This window comes from Terriglobales bacterium, assembly GCA_035651655.1.
In the GTDB taxonomy this organism is placed as follows: Bacteria; Acidobacteriota; Terriglobia; order Terriglobales; family Acidobacteriaceae; genus DASRFG01.
The window spans coordinates 37,532-55,443 of the sequence record DASRFG010000024.1 but is presented as its reverse complement, the minus strand read 5'-3'; the positions used below and the strand labels follow the sequence as shown (position 1 = coordinate 55,443).

At 56.1% G+C, this 17,912-nt stretch carries 20 protein-coding genes; 12 read left to right on the top strand and 8 right to left on the bottom strand.

What is annotated here, in order from left to right; all coding sequences use genetic code 11:
* Window positions 1-165: 165 nt before the first annotated feature.
* Entirely contained in the window at window positions 166-591 is a 426-nt protein-coding gene (gene mscL / locus VFA76_11810) for a large conductance mechanosensitive channel protein MscL (protein HZR32522.1), read from the bottom strand.
* A 108-nt stretch (window positions 592-699) separates the two neighbouring features.
* Between mscL and VFA76_11805 the strand changes: the two genes are divergently transcribed.
* On the top strand, window positions 700-1,641 hold the full coding sequence (locus VFA76_11805; protein HZR32521.1) for a DUF6328 family protein: 942 nt from the start codon (window positions 700-702) through the stop codon (window positions 1,639-1,641).
* An 81-nt stretch (window positions 1,642-1,722) separates the two neighbouring features.
* Here the strand turns inward: VFA76_11805 and dnaN are convergent, their stop codons facing one another.
* Both dnaN and dnaA read right to left on the bottom strand, forming a co-directional pair.
* On the bottom strand, window positions 1,723-2,874 hold the full coding sequence (gene dnaN, locus VFA76_11800) for a DNA polymerase III subunit beta (protein ID HZR32520.1): 1,152 nt from the start codon (window positions 2,872-2,874) through the stop codon (window positions 1,723-1,725).
* Between the two features lie 305 nt (window positions 2,875-3,179).
* Complete coding sequence (gene dnaA / locus VFA76_11795; protein HZR32519.1) at window positions 3,180-4,562, bottom strand: chromosomal replication initiator protein DnaA; 1,383 nt, start codon at window positions 4,560-4,562, stop codon at window positions 3,180-3,182.
* A 402-nt stretch (window positions 4,563-4,964) separates the two neighbouring features.
* On the opposite strand from dnaA, the gene rpmH reads away from it, so the two are divergent.
* The 8 genes from rpmH to VFA76_11755 all read left to right on the top strand — a co-directional run bounded on the left by rpmH (window position 4,965) and on the right by VFA76_11755 (window position 11,031).
* The gene (rpmH, locus tag VFA76_11790) at window positions 4,965-5,120 is read left to right on the top strand and encodes a 50S ribosomal protein L34 (GenBank protein ID HZR32518.1); all 156 of its coding nucleotides are present in this window, start codon (window positions 4,965-4,967) and stop codon (window positions 5,118-5,120) included.
* Between the two features lie 99 nt (window positions 5,121-5,219).
* Complete coding sequence (rnpA, locus tag VFA76_11785) at window positions 5,220-5,573, top strand: ribonuclease P protein component (GenBank protein ID HZR32517.1); 354 nt, start codon at window positions 5,220-5,222, stop codon at window positions 5,571-5,573.
* Window positions 5,574-5,576: 3 nt separating this feature from the next.
* The gene (gene yidD, locus VFA76_11780) at window positions 5,577-5,822 is read left to right on the top strand and encodes a membrane protein insertion efficiency factor YidD (GenBank protein HZR32516.1); all 246 of its coding nucleotides are present in this window, start codon (window positions 5,577-5,579) and stop codon (window positions 5,820-5,822) included.
* 42 nt (window positions 5,823-5,864) lie between these two features.
* Window positions 5,865-7,646 carry a membrane protein insertase YidC gene (gene yidC, locus VFA76_11775; protein ID HZR32515.1) on the top strand — a complete coding sequence of 594 codons (1,782 nt, stop codon included), beginning with the start codon at window positions 5,865-5,867 and terminating at the stop codon, window positions 7,644-7,646.
* A gap of 34 nt (window positions 7,647-7,680) precedes the next feature.
* Window positions 7,681-8,205, top strand: coding sequence for a R3H domain-containing nucleic acid-binding protein (locus VFA76_11770; protein ID HZR32514.1), 525 nt, complete (start codon window positions 7,681-7,683; stop codon window positions 8,203-8,205).
* 21 nt (window positions 8,206-8,226) lie between these two features.
* Window positions 8,227-9,225, top strand: coding sequence for an acetylxylan esterase (locus tag VFA76_11765; protein HZR32513.1), 999 nt, complete (start codon window positions 8,227-8,229; stop codon window positions 9,223-9,225).
* A gap of 90 nt (window positions 9,226-9,315) precedes the next feature.
* Entirely contained in the window at window positions 9,316-10,680 is a 1,365-nt protein-coding gene (gene mnmE, locus VFA76_11760) for a tRNA uridine-5-carboxymethylaminomethyl(34) synthesis GTPase MnmE (protein ID HZR32512.1), read from the top strand.
* 57 nt (window positions 10,681-10,737) lie between these two features.
* Window positions 10,738-11,031 carry a hypothetical protein gene (locus VFA76_11755; protein HZR32511.1) on the top strand — a complete coding sequence of 98 codons (294 nt, stop codon included), beginning with the start codon at window positions 10,738-10,740 and terminating at the stop codon, window positions 11,029-11,031.
* Between the two features lie 12 nt (window positions 11,032-11,043).
* Here VFA76_11755 and ruvA read toward each other — a convergent pair whose 3' ends face one another.
* The gene (gene ruvA / locus VFA76_11750; GenBank protein HZR32510.1) at window positions 11,044-11,646 is read right to left on the bottom strand and encodes a Holliday junction branch migration protein RuvA; all 603 of its coding nucleotides are present in this window, start codon (window positions 11,644-11,646) and stop codon (window positions 11,044-11,046) included.
* Between the two features lie 56 nt (window positions 11,647-11,702).
* Window positions 11,703-12,440, bottom strand: coding sequence for a hypothetical protein (locus tag VFA76_11745; GenBank protein ID HZR32509.1), 738 nt, complete (start codon window positions 12,438-12,440; stop codon window positions 11,703-11,705).
* Window positions 12,441-12,537: 97 nt separating this feature from the next.
* On the opposite strand from VFA76_11745, the gene VFA76_11740 reads away from it, so the two are divergent.
* Entirely contained in the window at window positions 12,538-12,834 is a 297-nt protein-coding gene (locus VFA76_11740) for a hypothetical protein (protein HZR32508.1), read from the top strand.
* On the top strand, window positions 12,834-13,571 hold the full coding sequence (locus tag VFA76_11735) for a gamma-glutamyl-gamma-aminobutyrate hydrolase family protein (GenBank protein HZR32507.1): 738 nt from the start codon (window positions 12,834-12,836) through the stop codon (window positions 13,569-13,571). Before VFA76_11740 ends, VFA76_11735 begins: the two co-directional genes overlap by 1 nt.
* Window positions 13,572-13,605: 34 nt before the next feature.
* On the opposite strand, the gene ispF is transcribed toward VFA76_11735, so the two are convergent.
* The 3 genes from ispF to VFA76_11720 all read right to left on the bottom strand — a co-directional run bounded on the left by ispF (window position 13,606) and on the right by VFA76_11720 (window position 16,137).
* On the bottom strand, window positions 13,606-14,211 hold the full coding sequence (ispF, locus tag VFA76_11730) for a 2-C-methyl-D-erythritol 2,4-cyclodiphosphate synthase (GenBank protein HZR32506.1): 606 nt from the start codon (window positions 14,209-14,211) through the stop codon (window positions 13,606-13,608).
* Window positions 14,212-14,224: 13 nt separating this feature from the next.
* On the bottom strand, window positions 14,225-14,971 hold the full coding sequence (gene ispD, locus VFA76_11725) for a 2-C-methyl-D-erythritol 4-phosphate cytidylyltransferase (GenBank protein HZR32505.1): 747 nt from the start codon (window positions 14,969-14,971) through the stop codon (window positions 14,225-14,227).
* Window positions 14,972-15,054: 83 nt separating this feature from the next.
* Window positions 15,055-16,137 carry a PIN domain-containing protein gene (locus VFA76_11720; GenBank protein HZR32504.1) on the bottom strand — a complete coding sequence of 361 codons (1,083 nt, stop codon included), beginning with the start codon at window positions 16,135-16,137 and terminating at the stop codon, window positions 15,055-15,057.
* 313 nt (window positions 16,138-16,450) lie between these two features.
* Here VFA76_11720 and VFA76_11715 point away from each other — a divergent pair, with 313 nt between their 5' ends.
* Window positions 16,451-17,422 carry an NADPH:quinone oxidoreductase family protein gene (locus tag VFA76_11715; protein HZR32503.1) on the top strand — a complete coding sequence of 324 codons (972 nt, stop codon included), beginning with the start codon at window positions 16,451-16,453 and terminating at the stop codon, window positions 17,420-17,422.
* Window positions 17,423-17,912 lie beyond the last annotated feature (490 nt).

The window sequence follows — 17,912 nt, the reverse complement described above, 5'->3', positions numbered from 1 at the left end:
TGTCGGCTGGACTTTTGATTAAGTTATTGAAATTATACCCACTTAGTGGGCTTTCGACCCAGTGTTTATTGTACCACATCGAAGGTCGTTTTGGGGCCCTTTTGAGGCGGAAAAAAGGCAGGTATCTGTTCCCACAACAGGCCAGAATTCAGTAGTTTAGCAAGCCTACGAAACCGCTTTGACCGCACCCGGGGGAATCGCCGATGTGCAGAAAGCACAGCGCCGCGCATCAATGGGAATTTCGCTCAGGCACTCAGGACATTTCTTGGTTGTCGGATCGGGAGGCGGCTCCTTGCGCGAGCGTGAAATGAGCGCATTTATGGGTGTGACGACGAAGAAATAAACCGCCACCGCGATCAACAGAAAAGAAACCACGGCGTTCACAAATTCGCCGTACAAAAATGTGCTGCCGCGAACCGTGAATTTGAAGGCTGAGAAATCTGGCTTCCCTACGAGAGCCGCGATGAGCGGTGTCAGCAGGTCTTTGACAAATGCCGTTACCACCGCGCCGAACGCGGCGCCGATCACCACGGCAACAGCCAGGTCAATCACATTACCCCGCAACAGAAACTGCTTGAAGCCTTTCAGCATGGCGCGCCCCCAAACTGCAGTGCGTCAGCTTAGTCCCGGGAGATAGACGAGTCAATTGGGTGCCGCTCCTGTGCAACTCTCATCAGAGTTGCAGCAACTTATCTTGTCGTGGCCCAGTTAAAAGACAAGATCGAGAACGCGCTGAACGAGGCGCGCATATTGATTCTTGGCGGTCAGGTGCTGATCGGATTCAGCTACCGGGCCGTCTTCGAACCGGGATTCCGGGGGTTGACATCGTTCTCGCGTACGCTGCTGACCGTGAGTTTGGGACTGATGCTGGTTGGTTTGGGCTTGGCACTCTCGCCCGCTTCCTACCACCGTATTGTCGAAGCTGGCCAAATCAGCGAACGCTTTCATCGATTTTTGACCGTGGTGCTCGACATTGGACTGCTGCCGTTCGCGTTTGCTCTGGGTGCGGGCATGTATGTGGCCGGCGAAAGATTGGGTAACACAAGGCTGGCTATCGTCACAGGCCTGCTGACCCTGACCGCGGCCTTGTCCAGTTGGTACGGATTAGAGTTGTTCAAGCGGCTCAGGGAGGAAGGGCGGGGCCGGGTTTCAGCTACGGTCTGTCCCTCAGGAACAATGCCGAATCAGCCCGGAGAAGTTCAGCAACCCAGTCTTACTGAGAAGATCAAAGAAGTGTTGATCGAAGCCCGCATGGTTCTGCCAGGGGCTCAGGCGTTGCTGGGCTTTCAATTCATCATCATCCTGATGGACGGATTCAACGAACTGCCAGTGTCATCCCAATACATCCATTTTGCCAGCCTCGCCGCCAGTGCAATCTGCACCATACTGCTGATTACCCCCGCCGCCTACCACCGCATCGTGCTCGCGGGTGAAGATAGCGAAGACTTTCACCAGTTTGCCGGGCGCATCATGCTGGTTTCAATGTTCTTTATTGGGTTAGGAAGCAGCGGCGACTTCTACGTGGTGTGCCGCAAAGTAACCGGTTCGGTACCTTTGAGCATAGGCCTCTCGGCAGCGCTGCTGGCGTTCTTCTATGGCTTGTGGTTTGGCTGGACGACCTACCGGCGACGGACGGCATAGGATCGCGCGCCCAAAAAAAAGAGACGCAGTTTCCTGCGTCTCCCATGGAACCGGCGTAATCCTCGGCTCCGAGGGCCAAGCTCAGATCCTCATCGGCATAACAATATAACGGTACTTGTACTGCTCGTTGTCCTCGGGGCGGAGCTGGCCGGCGGATTGTGAGTCCTTAAGCTCGAGGCGGACCTCCTGCGAATCGGCAGCTTTGAGGAAATCCAGCAGGTAGGCGGAATTAAACCCAATCGTCAATGGTTCGGCGGTGTAGGCGGTATCAATAGCATCTTCCGACTCACCGGCCTCAGTGGAGGAAGATGAGATCTTCAGCTCATTCTTCTCCAAGCGTAGCCGGATCGCACCCGAGCGCTCATCAGCAAACTGTGCTACGCGCTGGATGGCTGCATTCAGATCGTCACAGCGCACGGTGACGACTCTGGAGTTGTCCTTCGGCAGTACGGCTTCGTAATTGGGAAACTGCCCGGTGAGCTGACGCGAGGTAAGCAATCGGTGCCCGATGCGGAAGAACAGGGTGGACTCGTCCTTGGCGAACTCCAGCACGTCTTCATCGGAATTCTGGAGTAGCAGATGCAGTTCAGCCATCGCCTTCTTGGGCACCAGGGTCTTCATCTCGCCAACATTGGGGAACTTTTCCGCGGTCTCGATGTGTGCCAGGCGATGGCCATCGGTGGCCACCATGGTGATGGACTCCGGCTTCAACACCATGAGCGCGCCATTCAGGGTGTAGCGCGATTCTTCATTCGAGATGGCAAAAATGGTTTTGCTGATCAAGGTACGCAGCACGGAAACCGGGACCTTCACAATTCCCGCATTGGGAAACGCCGGTAGGCTGGGGAAGTTTGACTTCGCCATCCCGACCATTTTTGTGTTGGACCGTCCGGCGCGGATGTTAACCCAGTGGTTCTCCAGCAGCCTCAGAGAGATGTCGGTATCCGGCAGCAGCTTCACGTAATCGTAGAGCTTACGTGCCGGGATCGTGCATGCACCTTCCTTCTTGACCTTGGCCGGGCAGGAGGTCCGCAAGCTGAGGTCGAGGTCCGTGGCGGTAATGGAGAGCCGGTCTCCTGCGGCCTCAAACAAAAAGTTGGAAAGGATAGGAATGGTGGTCTTGCGCTCAACCACACCCTGCGTAGCCGTCAACTCCCGGAGGAGTTCTGATCGGCTTACGGCAATTTCCAGTGTGGAGGTTCCTGCTGCGGTAAGAGTGGCTTCTGCCGGCATAAGTGGCACCCCGGGGAGTGAACCCCGCTATTATTAATCCTCTTATATCAAAATAAAACCTAATACAACTAGCAGTAGCAGTAGGCGGCTCTGAAAAGTGGAAATCTTCCCGATTTCCGCCAGCAGAGCGCCCTCACCCCATAACTGCGCCTGTATATAACTCTCCTGAATGTCGGCGCTCTGGGTGGAGTACCAGTGCGGCATCTCCGAATTACGTCCCTGGTTACACAGCTTCCACATACCGTTCACAGACGCACGCGAGGAAGAAGGACGCGGAAAGTGGAAAACGTGTCCAGAGAGGCGATTCATCCGCCTAAAGTCTCCGTTAGTTTATTCAGGAGCCTGTTTAAATCCTTATCGTTCTTGCGGACGTCATCAATCTTCTCCACCGAGTGCAGCACGGTGGTGTGGTGCTTGCCCCCAAACTGACGACCAATCTCCGGCAGGGAAGCCTCGGTCAGATGTTTGGCAAGGTACATTGCAATCTGGCGCGGATAGACGATCGCCCGTGAGTTGTTCTTGGCTTTGATCTCCACCAGTCGTAGCCCAAACTGTTCGGCGACTGCCTTTTGGATGGCTTCGATCGTCACCTTGCGCGCCTGGGAATCAATAAAATTCTTCAGCACCTGCTGGGTGTAGGGCAGGGTGATCTCAGCCCCAATCAGCGAAGAGTGAGCGATCAAGCGAATCAGGGCTCCCTCGAGCTCGCGAACATTGGAACGTATATTGGACGCGATATACAGCGCCACGTCGGTGGGCAGGGTGACGTGCTCCTGCTCCGCTTTCTTCTGCAGGATGGCGACCTTGGTTTCCAGGTCGGGCGGCTGAATGTCGGCAATCAAGCCCCACTCAAAGCGGCTACGCAGACGATCTTCAATCTCGGCCAACTCCTTGGGTGGGCGATCGCTGGCGATCACGATCTGCTTCATGGACTCGTGAAGCGCGTTGAAGGTATGGAAGAATTCTTCCTGGGTGCGTTCCTTCTGGGCCAGGAACTGAATATCGTCCACCAGCAGCACATCCACGTTGCGAAACTTGTCGCGGAAGCTGCTCATCTTGTCGTAGCGCAGCGAGTTAATCATTTCATTCGTGAACTTCTCGCTCGAGAGATAGCAGATGGCTACCTGCGGCGCCCGCTTCTTGATTTCGTGGCCGATGGCCTGCATCAAGTGGGTCTTACCCATGCCGACCCCGCCGTAGAGGAAGAGCGGGTTGTAGGCCTTCGAGGGCCGCTCAGCAACTGCCAACGACGCCGCATGCGCGAATTGATTTCCCGCGCCGATCACGAAGCCGTCGAAGGTGTAGCGCGGGTTCAACTGCGCTGCGCCGTCCCAATCGAACCGTGACTGTCCGCCCACCAATGCAGTTGTGACAGCTGCTGCTGCAGAGAGTCCGCCGTCGTGACGGACCGGCGTCGCAGCAGGGTCGTCTTCCGGGGTGACGAACTTTACGTCCTCAAATTCGAGGCCAAGGTTGTCCAGAGCTTCCTGAATCAGGTCGGCGTACTTCTCGCTGATGTGGCGGAACTCCGGAGTCGGCACGCGGACATAAATGACCGTGCCACTGGCGTGGCTGTAACGTGTGGGCTTCAGCCACGTGTCGTACGAGTGGCGATTGATTTTTTTCTCAAGCGCGTCGAGGATGCGGACCCAAGGATTGGGGGAGATTGCTGCACTTGTAACAGACATTTAGCGAACCATAGCGGCCGGTATTATCGGCCTTTTCTACCAGGGACTGATTACTCGTTATTCACGAGCGGGAAATGTTTGCCTAACAGCAGGTGCAATGACATTCGAAGTGACTGCCCGGCATACTAGCACGAATAAAATTTCATGTGTGGAAATCTTCCCAAGAAATTTTTTCTGTGTGGCGCGATTTGTACGCTTCTCGAAAATTCTGTCAAGTAGTTAATTGGTAAAGACGCAAGAGTTGTGCAGTCATTGAAGCAGCGCAAGCACAACTCTCTGTGCAGGAATTCCGCGCCTGCAGACAAATCTGCTTGCCTGGCAGTGGTTTGCCGCAGTGAGCTACCTCAGATATACTTTTCGTTTACGTAGCACTACTCGTTTCAGCAGGAGCAACCAGCATTCATGCCTAAACGCACGTTCCAGCCTAACCGTCGCCACCGCTCCAAGACGCACGGATTCCGGCAGAGAATGAAAACCAAGAGTGGACGCGCGGTGCTTTCGCGGCGTCGTTCCAAGGGGCGCAAGCGAGTCTCGGTGAAGCCAGGCTTCCGCGAGTAGCGTTTCATTCGGGGCCGGTATCCGCACTTGTCGAACCGAAACAAAGTTGTGATCGGCAATCCGCCAGGGCAACTTCCTGATACGCGAAGTGAGAAGCCAGTGCGAGAGTCTCCCCGCAGCGGCCGATTGCTGAAGCATGCAGATTTTCAGCGAGTGTATGAGCTTGGCCGAAGGCACTTTGCTCCGCACCTGACCGCTTTCTACCTTGGCCGCGAGAGCAGCGGCTCACGTGTGGGATTTACGGTAAGCCGCGCGCTGGGCGGTGCGGTAGAACGAAATCGCATCAAGCGGCGAATGCGCGAAGCGGTGCGTCTGCAACGGGACCAACTGTCAGTGAGCGCTGATGTGGTTTTTAACCCTAAGAAGAGCGCTCTCAAGGCAGACTTTACTGAGCTAGAAAAGGAAGTTGCGGGCTGCTTCCAGGTGGTCAGCGGCAAACTGGCAAGAATGTAAGCCATGAAGCGAGCACTTCTCCTGCTGTTACGTGGATATAAATGGCTTCTCTCGCCTATGCTGCCGGCCTCCTGTCGCTTTGTTCCAACCTGCTCCGAATATGCCATGGAGGCGGTGGAGCGATTCGGCGCCCTCCAGGGAGGAATTAAAGCGGGGTGGCGGCTTCTGAGGTGCCATCCCTTTTCCAGGGGTGGCTATGACCCAGTGGTCCGTAACCGGCTGACTTCCGCGGAAAACAGGGTGAATTGAGTCAATGCGATTTCTAAATAATTTGTTTGATACAGAGACCGTTTGAGCGAATTTAAAAATCCCCAACAAGATCCCGGCCTCGAGCGCCGGCTGCTGCTGGTGTTTGCGCTGACGTTTTTAATCATCCTGGCAGTGCAGCCGATCCTGAAGCGCTTTGCGCCCGCCGCCCCGGAAGAACCCAAGCCGGTACAGCAGCAAGCGGCCACACCCACGCCGCCAGCGCCTCTAAGCCCGCCGTCCGCTCCGAAATCGTCCCGCAGTACAGCCTCCACGCCGGTTCCCACGAAGCAGGCGACCGCGGAATCCGAGGTTGTGATCGAGAACGACCTTTACCGGATCACGTTCACCAACCGTGGCGCGCAGGTCAAGTCGTGGGTGCTGAAGAAATTCGATGACGATTTCGGGCGTCCACTCGAGCTGGTGAATTCGCCAGCCGCTTCCAAATATGGTTTCCCACTCTCACTCTGGACCTACGATGAAACTCTCCGCAACAAGCTGAACTCGGCGATGTATGTGTCCAGTGCCACCGGCACGCAACGCACGCCGGCACAGGTTACGTTTGAGTATTCCGATGGCGATACCACCGTACGCAAAAGCTTTGGCTTCGATCACAGCTACGTAGTGCGCGCCGAGACTACGGTCACACATAACGGAAACCTGCAATCGGCATTTCTGGCATGGCCCGCTGGGTTCGGTGACCAGACCACTCCCAGTGCCTATGCCGCGGGACGTATCGTCTCGTACTCTGGGGGGACCAATTGGCATGGGGGCCAGGCGGTCCAGCAAATTCCCATAAAGAAGGTCAGCAGCGGCGCCACCATTAACGGGCCATTGCTATGGGCCGGGGCTGAAGATCAATACTTTGCTGCTGTATTCCTTCCTGACCAGCCGGAAACGGCGGCCCTAGTAACAATGCGCAATGTCATTGAGCTTCCCAAGAATCCCGAGAAGCCCAACCCACAGGAGGTGGTGAGGGAGGAGGTCATCGGCACAGCCGTCGGTGACCTTAAAGGACCTACGACGGAGAGAGTTTTCGTCGGCCCTAAGGAACTGGACGTTGTGGAGTCCGTTCACGCGGCAGCAATGGCGGGACAGCAAGCCCCCAGCGATCTGCGTGGACTGGTGAACTTCGGCACTTTCGGGATCATCGCGCGGCCGCTCTTCATCTGGCTGCGCTGGACCTACAAGTATGTTGGCAATTGGGGCTGGGCCATCATCATCCAGACCGTCATCATCACTCTGGTTTTGCTGCCTCTTCGCATTTCCGGCATGAAGTCGTCGCTCAAGATGCAGAAGGCGGCGCCACAGATCAAGGCCATTCAGGAAAAATATAAGAAGTACAGCATGCGCGACCCGCGGCGCGCGCAAATGAACCAGGAAGTCGCGGCGCTTTACAAAAAAGAGGGTGTGAACCCGGTGGGCGGGTGCCTGCCGCTTGTGCTCCAAATGCCTTTTTTGATCGCCTACTACGCCATGCTCGGCGCGGCGATTGAGTTGCGACACGCGCATTGGCTATGGGTCCGCGACCTTTCGTCGCCCGATCCGTGGCATATCCTGCCAATTCTTGTGATCCTGGGGACCTTGCTGGTCCAGCGCATGACCCCTGCCGCGGGGATGGATCCAGCGCAACAGAAAATGATGAACCTGATGATGCCGCTTATGCTCGGCGTGATCAGTTGGAATCTGGCGGCCGGATTGTGTTTGTATTGGGCGTTTAGCAACTTGATCGCAATCGTGCAGCAGGTTGTGATGAACCGCACCGAATTGGGACGCGAGATGCGCGCCGAATTGGAAAAGCGCGCGCGTAAGAGCAAAGGGAAGTAGTCGGTATTTCTTTGGTCGTCTAAGATAAGCCTGCATGGCCATTCAGGACAAAGCGGCAGCAGCAAGAAAGATTGACGAATTGCTGCGCGCCTTCATCGCCGCGGGCAATTTCAAGCTCAAATACCGCATCACCGTGGACCCGCCCTTGCCCGAAGATCGTGACTGGGAGCGGCCAGCTATTTTGGTGGAGTTCTCCGGACCTGACGCCAGTCTGCTCTTGGAGCGTGGCGCCGAACTTTTACGCGCACTCGAGCACATTGCCCAGGAGGCTCTGCGGCTGCACTCTGCGGAGCACGACAAGGTCGCTTTCGATTGCATGAATTACCGCAGCATGCGATTAGAAGAGCTGAAGTTGGCGGCAACTGTCGCCGCTGAGCGGGTGCGCAAGACCGGCAGCCCTTACACGTTCAGTCCAATGTCGTCTCGCGAGCGGCGAATTCTGCACCTGGCGTTGCACGAGGAAGCTGACTTAAGAACCGAGAGCGCCGGCGAAGCTGGCCGGCGATCGGTTGTGGTTTATCCAAAGGAATACAAGCCAAAGACGCCCTCTCGGCGATAAATTGATCCTGCAGCATCGCTCATGAAACCTGCATGGCTTTCGATTTTGGTGGTCATCCTACTGGCGGCCAGTGTTTTAGCCTTTCAGCAGTCCTTACCCAAAGAGATGACCTATGAAGAAGCTGCCCACCTGTTTGACTATGATGCCAAGGCGCCGCTTGCGTTTCAGGAGAAGTCCGTCGAAGAAGTACGCGGGGTCAAAGTTCACGATGTTTCTTATGCCAGCCCGAAGGGCGGCAGCGTCCCGGCGTACCTGGTAATTCCCAGCGGCAAGGGACCTTTTCCCGCGATCATCTTCGTGCACTGGGGACAGGGAGACCGCAGCGAATTTCTGGCGGAGTCGCTGATGCTAGCCAGAGCGGGAGCCGAATCGCTGCTCATTGAAGGCGTCTTCAATCGGCCGAATGGCCAGGGGGATGACTTCGCAGTGCCCGAAAAAGAGCGAGCCGGCTATATCCAGCTGGTGACCGATATACGCCGCGGAGTTGACCTTTTGCAATCTCGTCCTGAGGTGGACGCCAAGCGCATCGCGTATGTTGGCCACAGTTACGGTGCGACCTGGGCGGGAGTCTTGGCAGCCGTGGAGAAACGGATCAAAGCCCACGTCGTGATGGGCGGGTTGCCAACCTTGGCGGACTTTTCCGCCGGCACTTTCATTGGTGAATGGGTGCACAAGAATTACAATCAGCAACAGATCGAGAAGTATATTGCGACGCTCGCACCTATAGAGCCGGAGCGCTTCGCGGGGCACGCCGCGCCTTCAACCCTATTTTTCCAATTTGCCCACCAGGATCGCTACATCACTCCGAAGCTGGCGAAGGAATACTGGGACGCGGCTAGTCAGCCCAAGATCCAGAAATGGTATTACTGCAGCCATGAGTTCAACGATCCTGCCGCCTTAATGGATCGGGATGAATTTCTTCGTCAGCAGCTCAGGCTAAAGCCCGTGGCGCCGCAAATCCTGGAGCGTTTGGGCATGAGGGCGACTCCGGCACGGGTTGTTCGCCGCGGCGCGGAATAGAGTTCTGCGTTCGCTCCCTTTGCGGGCAGGTAGTCCAATCACGGTCGTCCTCCTACCATCCTGCTCACCCGCTAGAATCAAAAAAGCGTTATGCATCTGGATGACACCATCGTCGCCATTTCCACCCCACCAGGACGGGGAGGGATAGGAGTCGTTCGCCTCAGCGGGCCAGAAGCGCGCACCATCGCTGCTGCCATGCTGCGGCTGCGTCACGAACTTGAACCCGGGAAGGCGACCTTCACTGAGTTGGTAGAACCCGGCGTGAATGCCGATGTCAGCAAGATCGACGAAGTAGTAGTCACGTTCTTTGCCAAGCCACATTCCTATACCACCGACGATGTAGTGGAGATATCTGCGCACGGTTCACCGGTGGTGCTGCAACACATCGTGGCGACGGCACTGGCCAATGGTGCGCGCCTCGCCGAACCGGGCGAATTCACCATGCGAGCCTTCTTAAATGGGCGGCTTGATCTGGCGCAAGCCGAGGCGGTCCGCGACCTGATCGAGTCGCAAACCCTCTATCAGGCCAAGATTGCTGCCCAGCAACTCGGAGGCGCACTCGCGAAGCGCCTACAGCCCATCAAGCAGAAACTGGTTGAGTTGATCGCCCTCCTGGAAGCGGGAATAGATTTCGCGGAGGATGACGTCTCGGTGCTTCCTGCGGAGCAGGTCCTCAGCAGTATTGCAGCAGTGCAGCGCCCGTTACAGGACCTTGCGGGGTCTTTATCCTACGGAAAAATCGTTCATGAAGGATTGACCTTGGCGATCGTAGGCCGCCCGAATGTGGGCAAGTCCAGCCTCTTCAATTGCCTGGTCGAACGGGAGCGCGCCATCGTTACCGCCTCACCGGGCACCACGCGCGACTTGGTCAGCGAAACCGTTTCGCTGGAAGGTATCCCCGTAAAGCTGGTGGACACTGCTGGCATCCGGCACGCGCTGGATGAGGTGGAGAGCATCGGGATCAAGAAATCCATAGAGGCGCTCGCCGATGCAGACCTGGTGCTGATGGTAGTGGACGCGTCGCAGCCCACAACCGGCGAAGATCAGCGGCTTCTGCAGCAAGTGCAGCAGAGCCAAGGGATTATCGTCGAGAACAAGTCTGACATTGCCTCTTCAAGTTTGGGAATATCGAATTCCACGCTTCCCAAGGTCCGCACCTCGGCCATTACAGGCCAAGGAATTCCAGAACTGCGGAGGGAAATCCTGCGGCAAGTCGGTGGCGATGGGGTACAACGCGAGAGCGGGTTCCTCACCAATGCGCGTCACGGGGCGCTGGTTGATAGTTCTTTGCGTGCGCTCAAGAAAGCTGCCGACGCGGTGCATATCAAAGTGCCGCACGAAATGCTGCTGCTCGACCTTTACAACGCCTTGCGCTCCCTCGATGAAATCACCGGTGCCACGACCGCCGACGACATCCTCAACCTGATCTTCAGCACGTTTTGCATCGGGAAATGATAAATTACCTGCGCCGTCCTAGAATTTAAGCCCTACGCTATCGAAGGACCTGGATCAATGTCTTGGGTAGTAAAACTGGAAGATGAGCTCGGGGAACGTAGCGAATGGGTGATGCTGCACGGAATTGTTCCCACCTATGAAGAAGCCGCGTTTCCCATGTTGCGGTGTATTGACCCTTACGGCCATACCATTTTCAATCACTTGCAGATGGCACCCCTTATTGAAGAATGGGAGCGGGTACGCGACCGTGCGCACGACGATTCACAAGCCGAGGCCTGGCGAAAAGTAAAAGAAATGGCGGAAATGTGCCAGAAAGACCGCGACCTACGTTTGAAGTTTGTCGGCAATTAACGGCTGCGCGGCCTATTTAGATAAGAGCGCCAGGGTTTCCCGGAATAGCCCCTCAAAGGGGGCCTCTCTTCCGCGAACACCATTTCCCGATCCGCCCGTCACCTTGGAGAGCGCCCGCTCGGCTGCAATTCGCTGATACCCCAGGTTGACCAACGCCGAGAGCACATCTTCCTCTACCGGAGTAGCGGCAGCCACCGGCGGTGCAGCCCCAAAATCTTCGAGCTTGTCCCGCAGTTCCAACACCATACGTTCGGCCGTCTTCTTGCCGATCCCGGGTATGCGCGTAAGCCGAGCGACATCGTTTCCGCGAATAGCGGCAACCATCTCTTCGCCGGACATACCACTCAGAATTGTGATCCCCAGCTTCGGTCCAATTCCGCTGACTGAGATCAACCGCTCAAAGAGTTGTTTGTCACTGGACCGTAGGAACCCGTACAGCGCAATCGAGTCTTCGCGCACGTGGGTGTGAACGTGCAGCGCAACTTCGCTGCCTAATGCCGGGAGCCCGGAAAACGTCGGCACGCTAATGGTTACGTCATAACCAACGCCCGCGGTCTCAATAACAGCCTGGTTAGGATGTTTGGAGAGCAGTCGTCCGCGCAGGTGCGCAATCATGGCAAGCTCATTTTAGTCATGAAGTGATTCAATCCTAAAGGAAAACCGCCGGGCACCTATGTCCGCCGCTTGTAGTAGATCGCGAATTCGAAGCCTGGGTTGGGGGGAAATAGTTCTGCAACCTTCCGGAGGCGCTCCGCCAGTGCAGTGGGAGCGAGCAGCGGGTAATCGCGCTCCCGCAGGTCATGATAGTCAACGTCTATGTAAAGCGAGAGCAGGTAAACCGCAATAGCATCGGAAAAGGCCGCCGCAAAGTAGTCGTTGGTGTGTTTTTCCGTCTCCGGTCCTGGAGTTGTAGCCAGCTTGCGTAGCTCAAACGCGTCCAAGCTGCCTTCGCCGCGTACCCCTTCTTGTACCTGCTTCCAAGACAGATCGGAGAATGCGCCGGATACACCCGCCCTCTCTACTATCGCGTGCGCCACGTTTATATAAAACTCGAATGCGACGGAGAATTTGTCATCCATCAATCGCGTCGAAATAAAAACGCATTGCGAATCGCCCAGAGTCAGGTTGCGGTGGCAAACCGCGTTGTCGCTCAAAGTGACATCGTAGCGATCAGCGATTATCGTCTCGTCTCCTTGGCTGACCGTCAGCGGAACAAAGTAATACGCTTTGTCCCGGAGCGCGGCTGCGGCAGAGCGTGGCACCGCGGCAACCATGCGTTCCAAGTCGCTGGTTGCAAGAGTGACCTCGCCGCTGGAAGCAAAGCAGATCCCGTTGGCTGCCTGCGCCACGGGGGTTTGCTGGACCACCTCCGAGGGGCTGCGCGTAATCACGTTTACCGCTTGTGGCATCGCCTTTATTCTAGCGCAGCGATTAGAACAGCAAGGTTTTTGTTGCTTCTGGCCTCAGGTGTGGACAGGTGCCTAACCGTTGTATGCTGGGCACTGGATGCCCGCCTCCGACGAGCTGGTGACTCGCAAACCCCGCCTGGCGGGTGTGCTATTTCGCGCGCTATTCATCACCTTGCTGCTGACGCTGCTCAGCTTCGCCGTCAGCCTGCTGTTAGGGATTCTCGGAACGGCCGTAGCAGGCGCGATCGGCGGGCAGCATTCGGACATGGCCAATGCTTACCGCCATGTGGCACTCCCGGTAGCCGCTGCCGTAGCCGGAGTAGTGTTCGTAGCGGCATTGGTCAACGAGTTTCGCCGCTACCGGCAACGCCTGACAGCGTGGCGGGGGTTCTGATGGAAAGCAGAAGGAAGCCGCGAATTGCTATACCGGTGCCCCACTCCGACACCGAGTATGCTCAGCGCACCTTGCCACATTATGAACGAGCGGTGGAACAAGCAGGCGGAGAACCGGTCCGCATCCCACTTGAAAGCGAACTCGACCAAGCTGCGAAGCTTCTCCGCGAATGTGATGCTGTCTTGTTGCCGGGCAGTCGTGCGGATATTGATCCCGAGCAATACCAGGCTCAAAGACATCCTAAAACGCATGCGCCTGACCCCCGCCGCGATGAGAAAGATACGCTCCTGCTGAAAGAAGCCTTCAAGAATCGCAAACCGATCCTGGGAATCTGCTACGGGCTACAGGCACTGAATGTCTTTTGCCGGGGAACATTGGTGCAGCACCTCGAAACTGGCATTGACCACACGGACAAAGAAAAGAAGGAAGCACACAGAGTGCTGATCGAACCGCAATCACACTTTGCGAAAATTCTGAGCACCGCACCGGGCAAAGGCAACGCCCCCGAAATCGGCGTGAATTCCAGTCACCACCAGGCGGCCGAAACGGTCGGTGAAGGTTTGCGGGCGGTGGCGCACAGCCAGCCCGACGGCGTTATAGAAGCTCTGGAAGGCACCTCTCCTGATCACTTCGTTCTTGCTGTGCAATGGCACCCAGAGCGCTCACCCCACGAGCACGCTTCACAGGCGATCTTCGGCGCATTGGTAGAAGCTGCGCGCCAGCGGCAAAACAAATAAACAGTCCGCTGTGTTTCCCAAAGGAAGCTGCTGATTATTTCTTGAGTTTGGTAGCAGGTTTGCGCGATTTGTCTATAGCCGGAGTAGGAACATCCCGTAAGACTTCATCAACAACCTTGTCAATTTCCGGCTGTGGAATGGCTTCCATCGCCGCCTTTTGCCTCCGATCATCGCCCGGCTTTTTAATCAGCAACACAACCACATGCGCGATGGCCGCATTGTCGGTCCCCATCCCTTCCGGTGTTTTGGCTTTGATACCAACACACGACCCCGGTACGCCGAGCAGTTCCGCCACCCGCGCCTGAATCTTCGCCGCATGGGGGCTGATCTTCGGTTCGGCCACAATCAGGGTGGAGTCCACATTGGCTACCGTATATCCGGCTTGCATGACCCTGCGCAGAGCTTCGCGCAGGAAAGTTACGGAATCAGCGCCCTTCCACTTAGGATCAGAGGCAGGGAAATGCGTTCCGATGTCGCCGGCTGCCACTGCGCCCAGCAGGGCGTCGGTCAAAGCATGCAGCAAAACGTCGCCATCAGAGTGCCCGGCGAGACCCCGCCCATGCGGGATTACAACCCCGCCGATTTTGAGCGGAATGCCCTTTTTGAACTCGTGCGAATCCCAGCCGTAGCCAATTCTCATGGGTGGACGAAAACTAACCCGCGGCCCTTCGGGCGGGCTGTGACATGTAGAACTCGGCCAGTTCCAGATCGGCCGGGGTTGTGATCTTCAGATTCCGCGGCGAGCCCATCACCACCGCGACTTCATGTCCGAAACGCTCTACCAGCGAGGCCTCATCAGTGCCCACAAAGCCGGCCTCGGCCGCATCCTCAAAAGCTTTTTTCAGAACACTGAAGTGGAAGCCCTGCGGCGTCTGCGCCAGCACTATGCGTTCTCTCGGCAAAGTAGAGCTGATGATCGCACCTTCGGCTGTGCGTTCCACCTGCTTCACCGTGTCCACGGCAGGTAAGCCGGCAATGGCGGCTCCATATTTCTTTGCGGCGTCAACCACATTGGCAATGACTTCTTCCTCCACCAGGGGGCGTACCGCATCGTGCACAAGAATCACGTCGCTCGGCTCAGCTTTCACCTGCGCCAGAGCGTTGGCTACCGATTGCTGGCGGTGCTCACCCCCCTCAACCAGGAAAATCTTCTTGCTGAAGTGTTCCTTCTCCAGCCGCGGACGAAAGTTTTCCGCTTCAGCTTGTCGTAATGCAACGTAGATTTCCTGTACATACGGACTGCTCACAAATCTGCGAAGGGTATGTATCAGGATGGGCGTCCCTAGCAATTCAGTGAATTGCTTGGAAGGTGTCTTGCCGATTACGGCGCGCGGCGCATTTTCGGCGGCTGCCATGCGCGTGCCCAAACCCGCAGCGGGAATGATGGCGACGACCTTCACTGGGCCGCCAGTATACGAGCGGGTCTGCCGCAGTTCAAATCTCGAAGTTTCTTCCGACTGGACCGCCAGCCAAAAATGGATTACTACTCCAGCGGCCGTTCGGCCATGATCGGGTGGGGCTTACGCGACTCCTGTAGAGGCTCGGCCATCGGCGCTGCTTTGGGTACCTCTGGGCGCATGTTGCGTTCGTCAAACTTTCCGAAAATCATCTTGCCTGCCGTGGTCTGGAGCACTGATGTGACCGAGATATCTATGTTCTTCCCAATCATTTTGCGGGCATTGTCTACTACCACCATGGTGCCATCGTCGAGATAAGCTACGCCCTGGTTATATTCCTTGCCTTCCTTAAGAATGAAAACCTTCATAATCTCGCCGGGCAGCACGATCGGCTTGAGCGAGTTCGCCAGTTCGTTAATATTAAGGACCTCTACTCCTTGAAGCTGAGCGACCTTATTAAGGTTGAAATCGTTAGTAATGATCTTTCCCTCGTACAATTTCGCCAACTCGATGAGCTTCAAGTCCACTTCTCGGATGGTGGGAAAGTCGTCTTCCACAATCTGAATATTTAGGGAAGCCACTTTCTGCAGACGTTGGAGAATATCCAGCCCGCGACGGCCTCGGTTGCGCTTCAAAGAGTCGGCAGAATCGGCTACCAGTTGCAACTCCCGCAAAACAAATTGAGGAGTTACGATGATGCCATCCAAAAAACCGGTTTCGGCAATGTCTGCGATTCTGCCGTCGATGATCACGCTGGTGTCGAGGATCTTGTGCGCCTTGCGACCCTGCTTTTCCCCTCCGAAGACACCCCCCAACGCAGCCAGGTTCAGCAGGTCACCTTTATTAGCACCCACGATCAGGCCGATGTAGGCCATCAGCAGCATGACCATGAGCTGTAGGAAACTTTGGGTGTGACCGGGAGCGATGCTGTCTTTTATGACCAGACTGAAGAGGTACGCGCCTAAAATTCCGAGCACGCTGCCAATCGCGGCTCCGATCAAGCGTTTGAGGCTGACTTTGTGCAGGCGTACTTCGAACAGAATGACGCTCAACCCGATCAGACCGCCGACCGCTGCAGCAATGGGAGCTCTTAATCCGAACGGCTGAAGAAGGTAACAGGAACCCGCCACGACCAGAATAAAAATAAGCCGAACCAAAATAAGGTCCAAGGGAATACCTCCCCGGGACGCGCTCCATTAAAACCTTGCCGATGTACCTAATCCAACCGTAATCAGCCCGGCCCAAAAGCCGTCCCGCACAGCTAAATTCCAGCCACTGATACTTCGACTGGAACCCAATCATATGGCGAAGCGTATGAACTCGTATGAACGGGCTTCGCGCGCGACCGTATGCGGTCGCTATCACCTTTATCGCCGCGCAGTATATACCAGAGAGGCGTGGTACAGCACTCGGAAAAGCGCCTCTTAAAATTTAAGGACTCCACCCCTCTGCTACTTGTGAGTTAGTGTGGAGTGCGATTATGTGCCGACAACTATGAAAGCCATTGTGATTACGCGATTTGGAGGTCCCGAGGTTCTCGAAGTGAAAGATGTTCCTCAGCCCGTTCCCGGCGCCGGCGAGGTGCTGGTTCAGGTTCAAGCAGCAGGTGTGAATTTTGCGGACATCATGACCGCGCAACGAAGCTATCCCGGTACTCCTCCGGCCCCGCTGGTTGCAGGTAGGGAGTTTGCAGGAACCATCGCAGGCAGTGGCGAGCGGGTCATGGGCTACGCGCAATGGGGCGCCTTCGCGGAGTTCATTGCCACCCGGCGCGAGCTCCTGTGGCCGCAGCCAATGGGGTGGAGCCCTGAAGAGGCCGCAGCCTTTCCGGTGAACTACTTCACGGCCTATCTCGCTTACTGGAAGGCCAGCCTCTTAGATGAGGCCACTGCAGACCTGCGTCCGCGGGTCCTGATTCATGCCGCCGCTGGAGGGGTAGGGACGGCAGCGGTTGAGATCGGGAAAATCCTGAACCTGGAGATGTATGGCACTTCATCATCGGAAGAAAAATTGGCCAAGGTAAAAGAACTCGGCCTGCAGCACGGAATCAATTACAAGCAAACAGATTATGAACAGGCCATTAAAGAATTAACCAATGGTGAAGGGGTGGACGCCGTCTTTGAAATGCTTGGTGGCGAACACACTGCCAAGGGCTTGCGATGTTTACGCGACTTCGGCCGAGTAATTTTGTACGGCACCGCCACTGGGCAACAGCCCAAGTTCGACACCGCGTCAATGTACGCCAAAAGTTCTAGCGTGCATGGTTTGTGGCTCAGTCGTTTGGCATTGAAGCCGGAGATCATGCGGTCAGCATGGGAGCGCCTCTCCAAGTGGATTGCGGAAGGTAACATCCGCCCAGTCATAGGGACTGTGCTGCCACTAGCTCGTGCCGCAGAGGCATTCCGGTTGATGCTGGAAAGAAAGAATTTCGGAAAAATAGTACTGAAGATTTGAGGATGCTGTTTTCCACCGGAACGAAACTAGCAACCAGGGATGTTCCGCGCCATTTTTGTGACGAGCGGTCATTATCTGGTTGCAAGACAACAATACACCTACAAACTGTGCTGAACCTCATCAGGTAACCCGGTGAGATTCTCCGCTAACCGACGCTAGACGAGCACGTCCAACAGTTCGAATTCACAGAAATGCCAGTCGAATTTCGAATAACTGAATCGCTCAAGGATTGATGAGCATCTTTAGCGGCAACGGAACTTCGACAGAAGTTACAACGTATACAAAATTGAAACTCGGTTGAAAGGAACGACCGAAAAAGTTTTGAGGGGTTAAACAGATTGTCTCACCCACGGTTTGGCGGCCCGGGCGAAAACAGTCTCTGTGGAGGAAAGTCCTTGCGGGCGATCCTTTTTTGTTTAACCCCGCGCGAGCATTCTAATCCACCCTGGCAGGCATTGCCAGCCCCGCCGGCGCACCAGCAGCAGCGCCG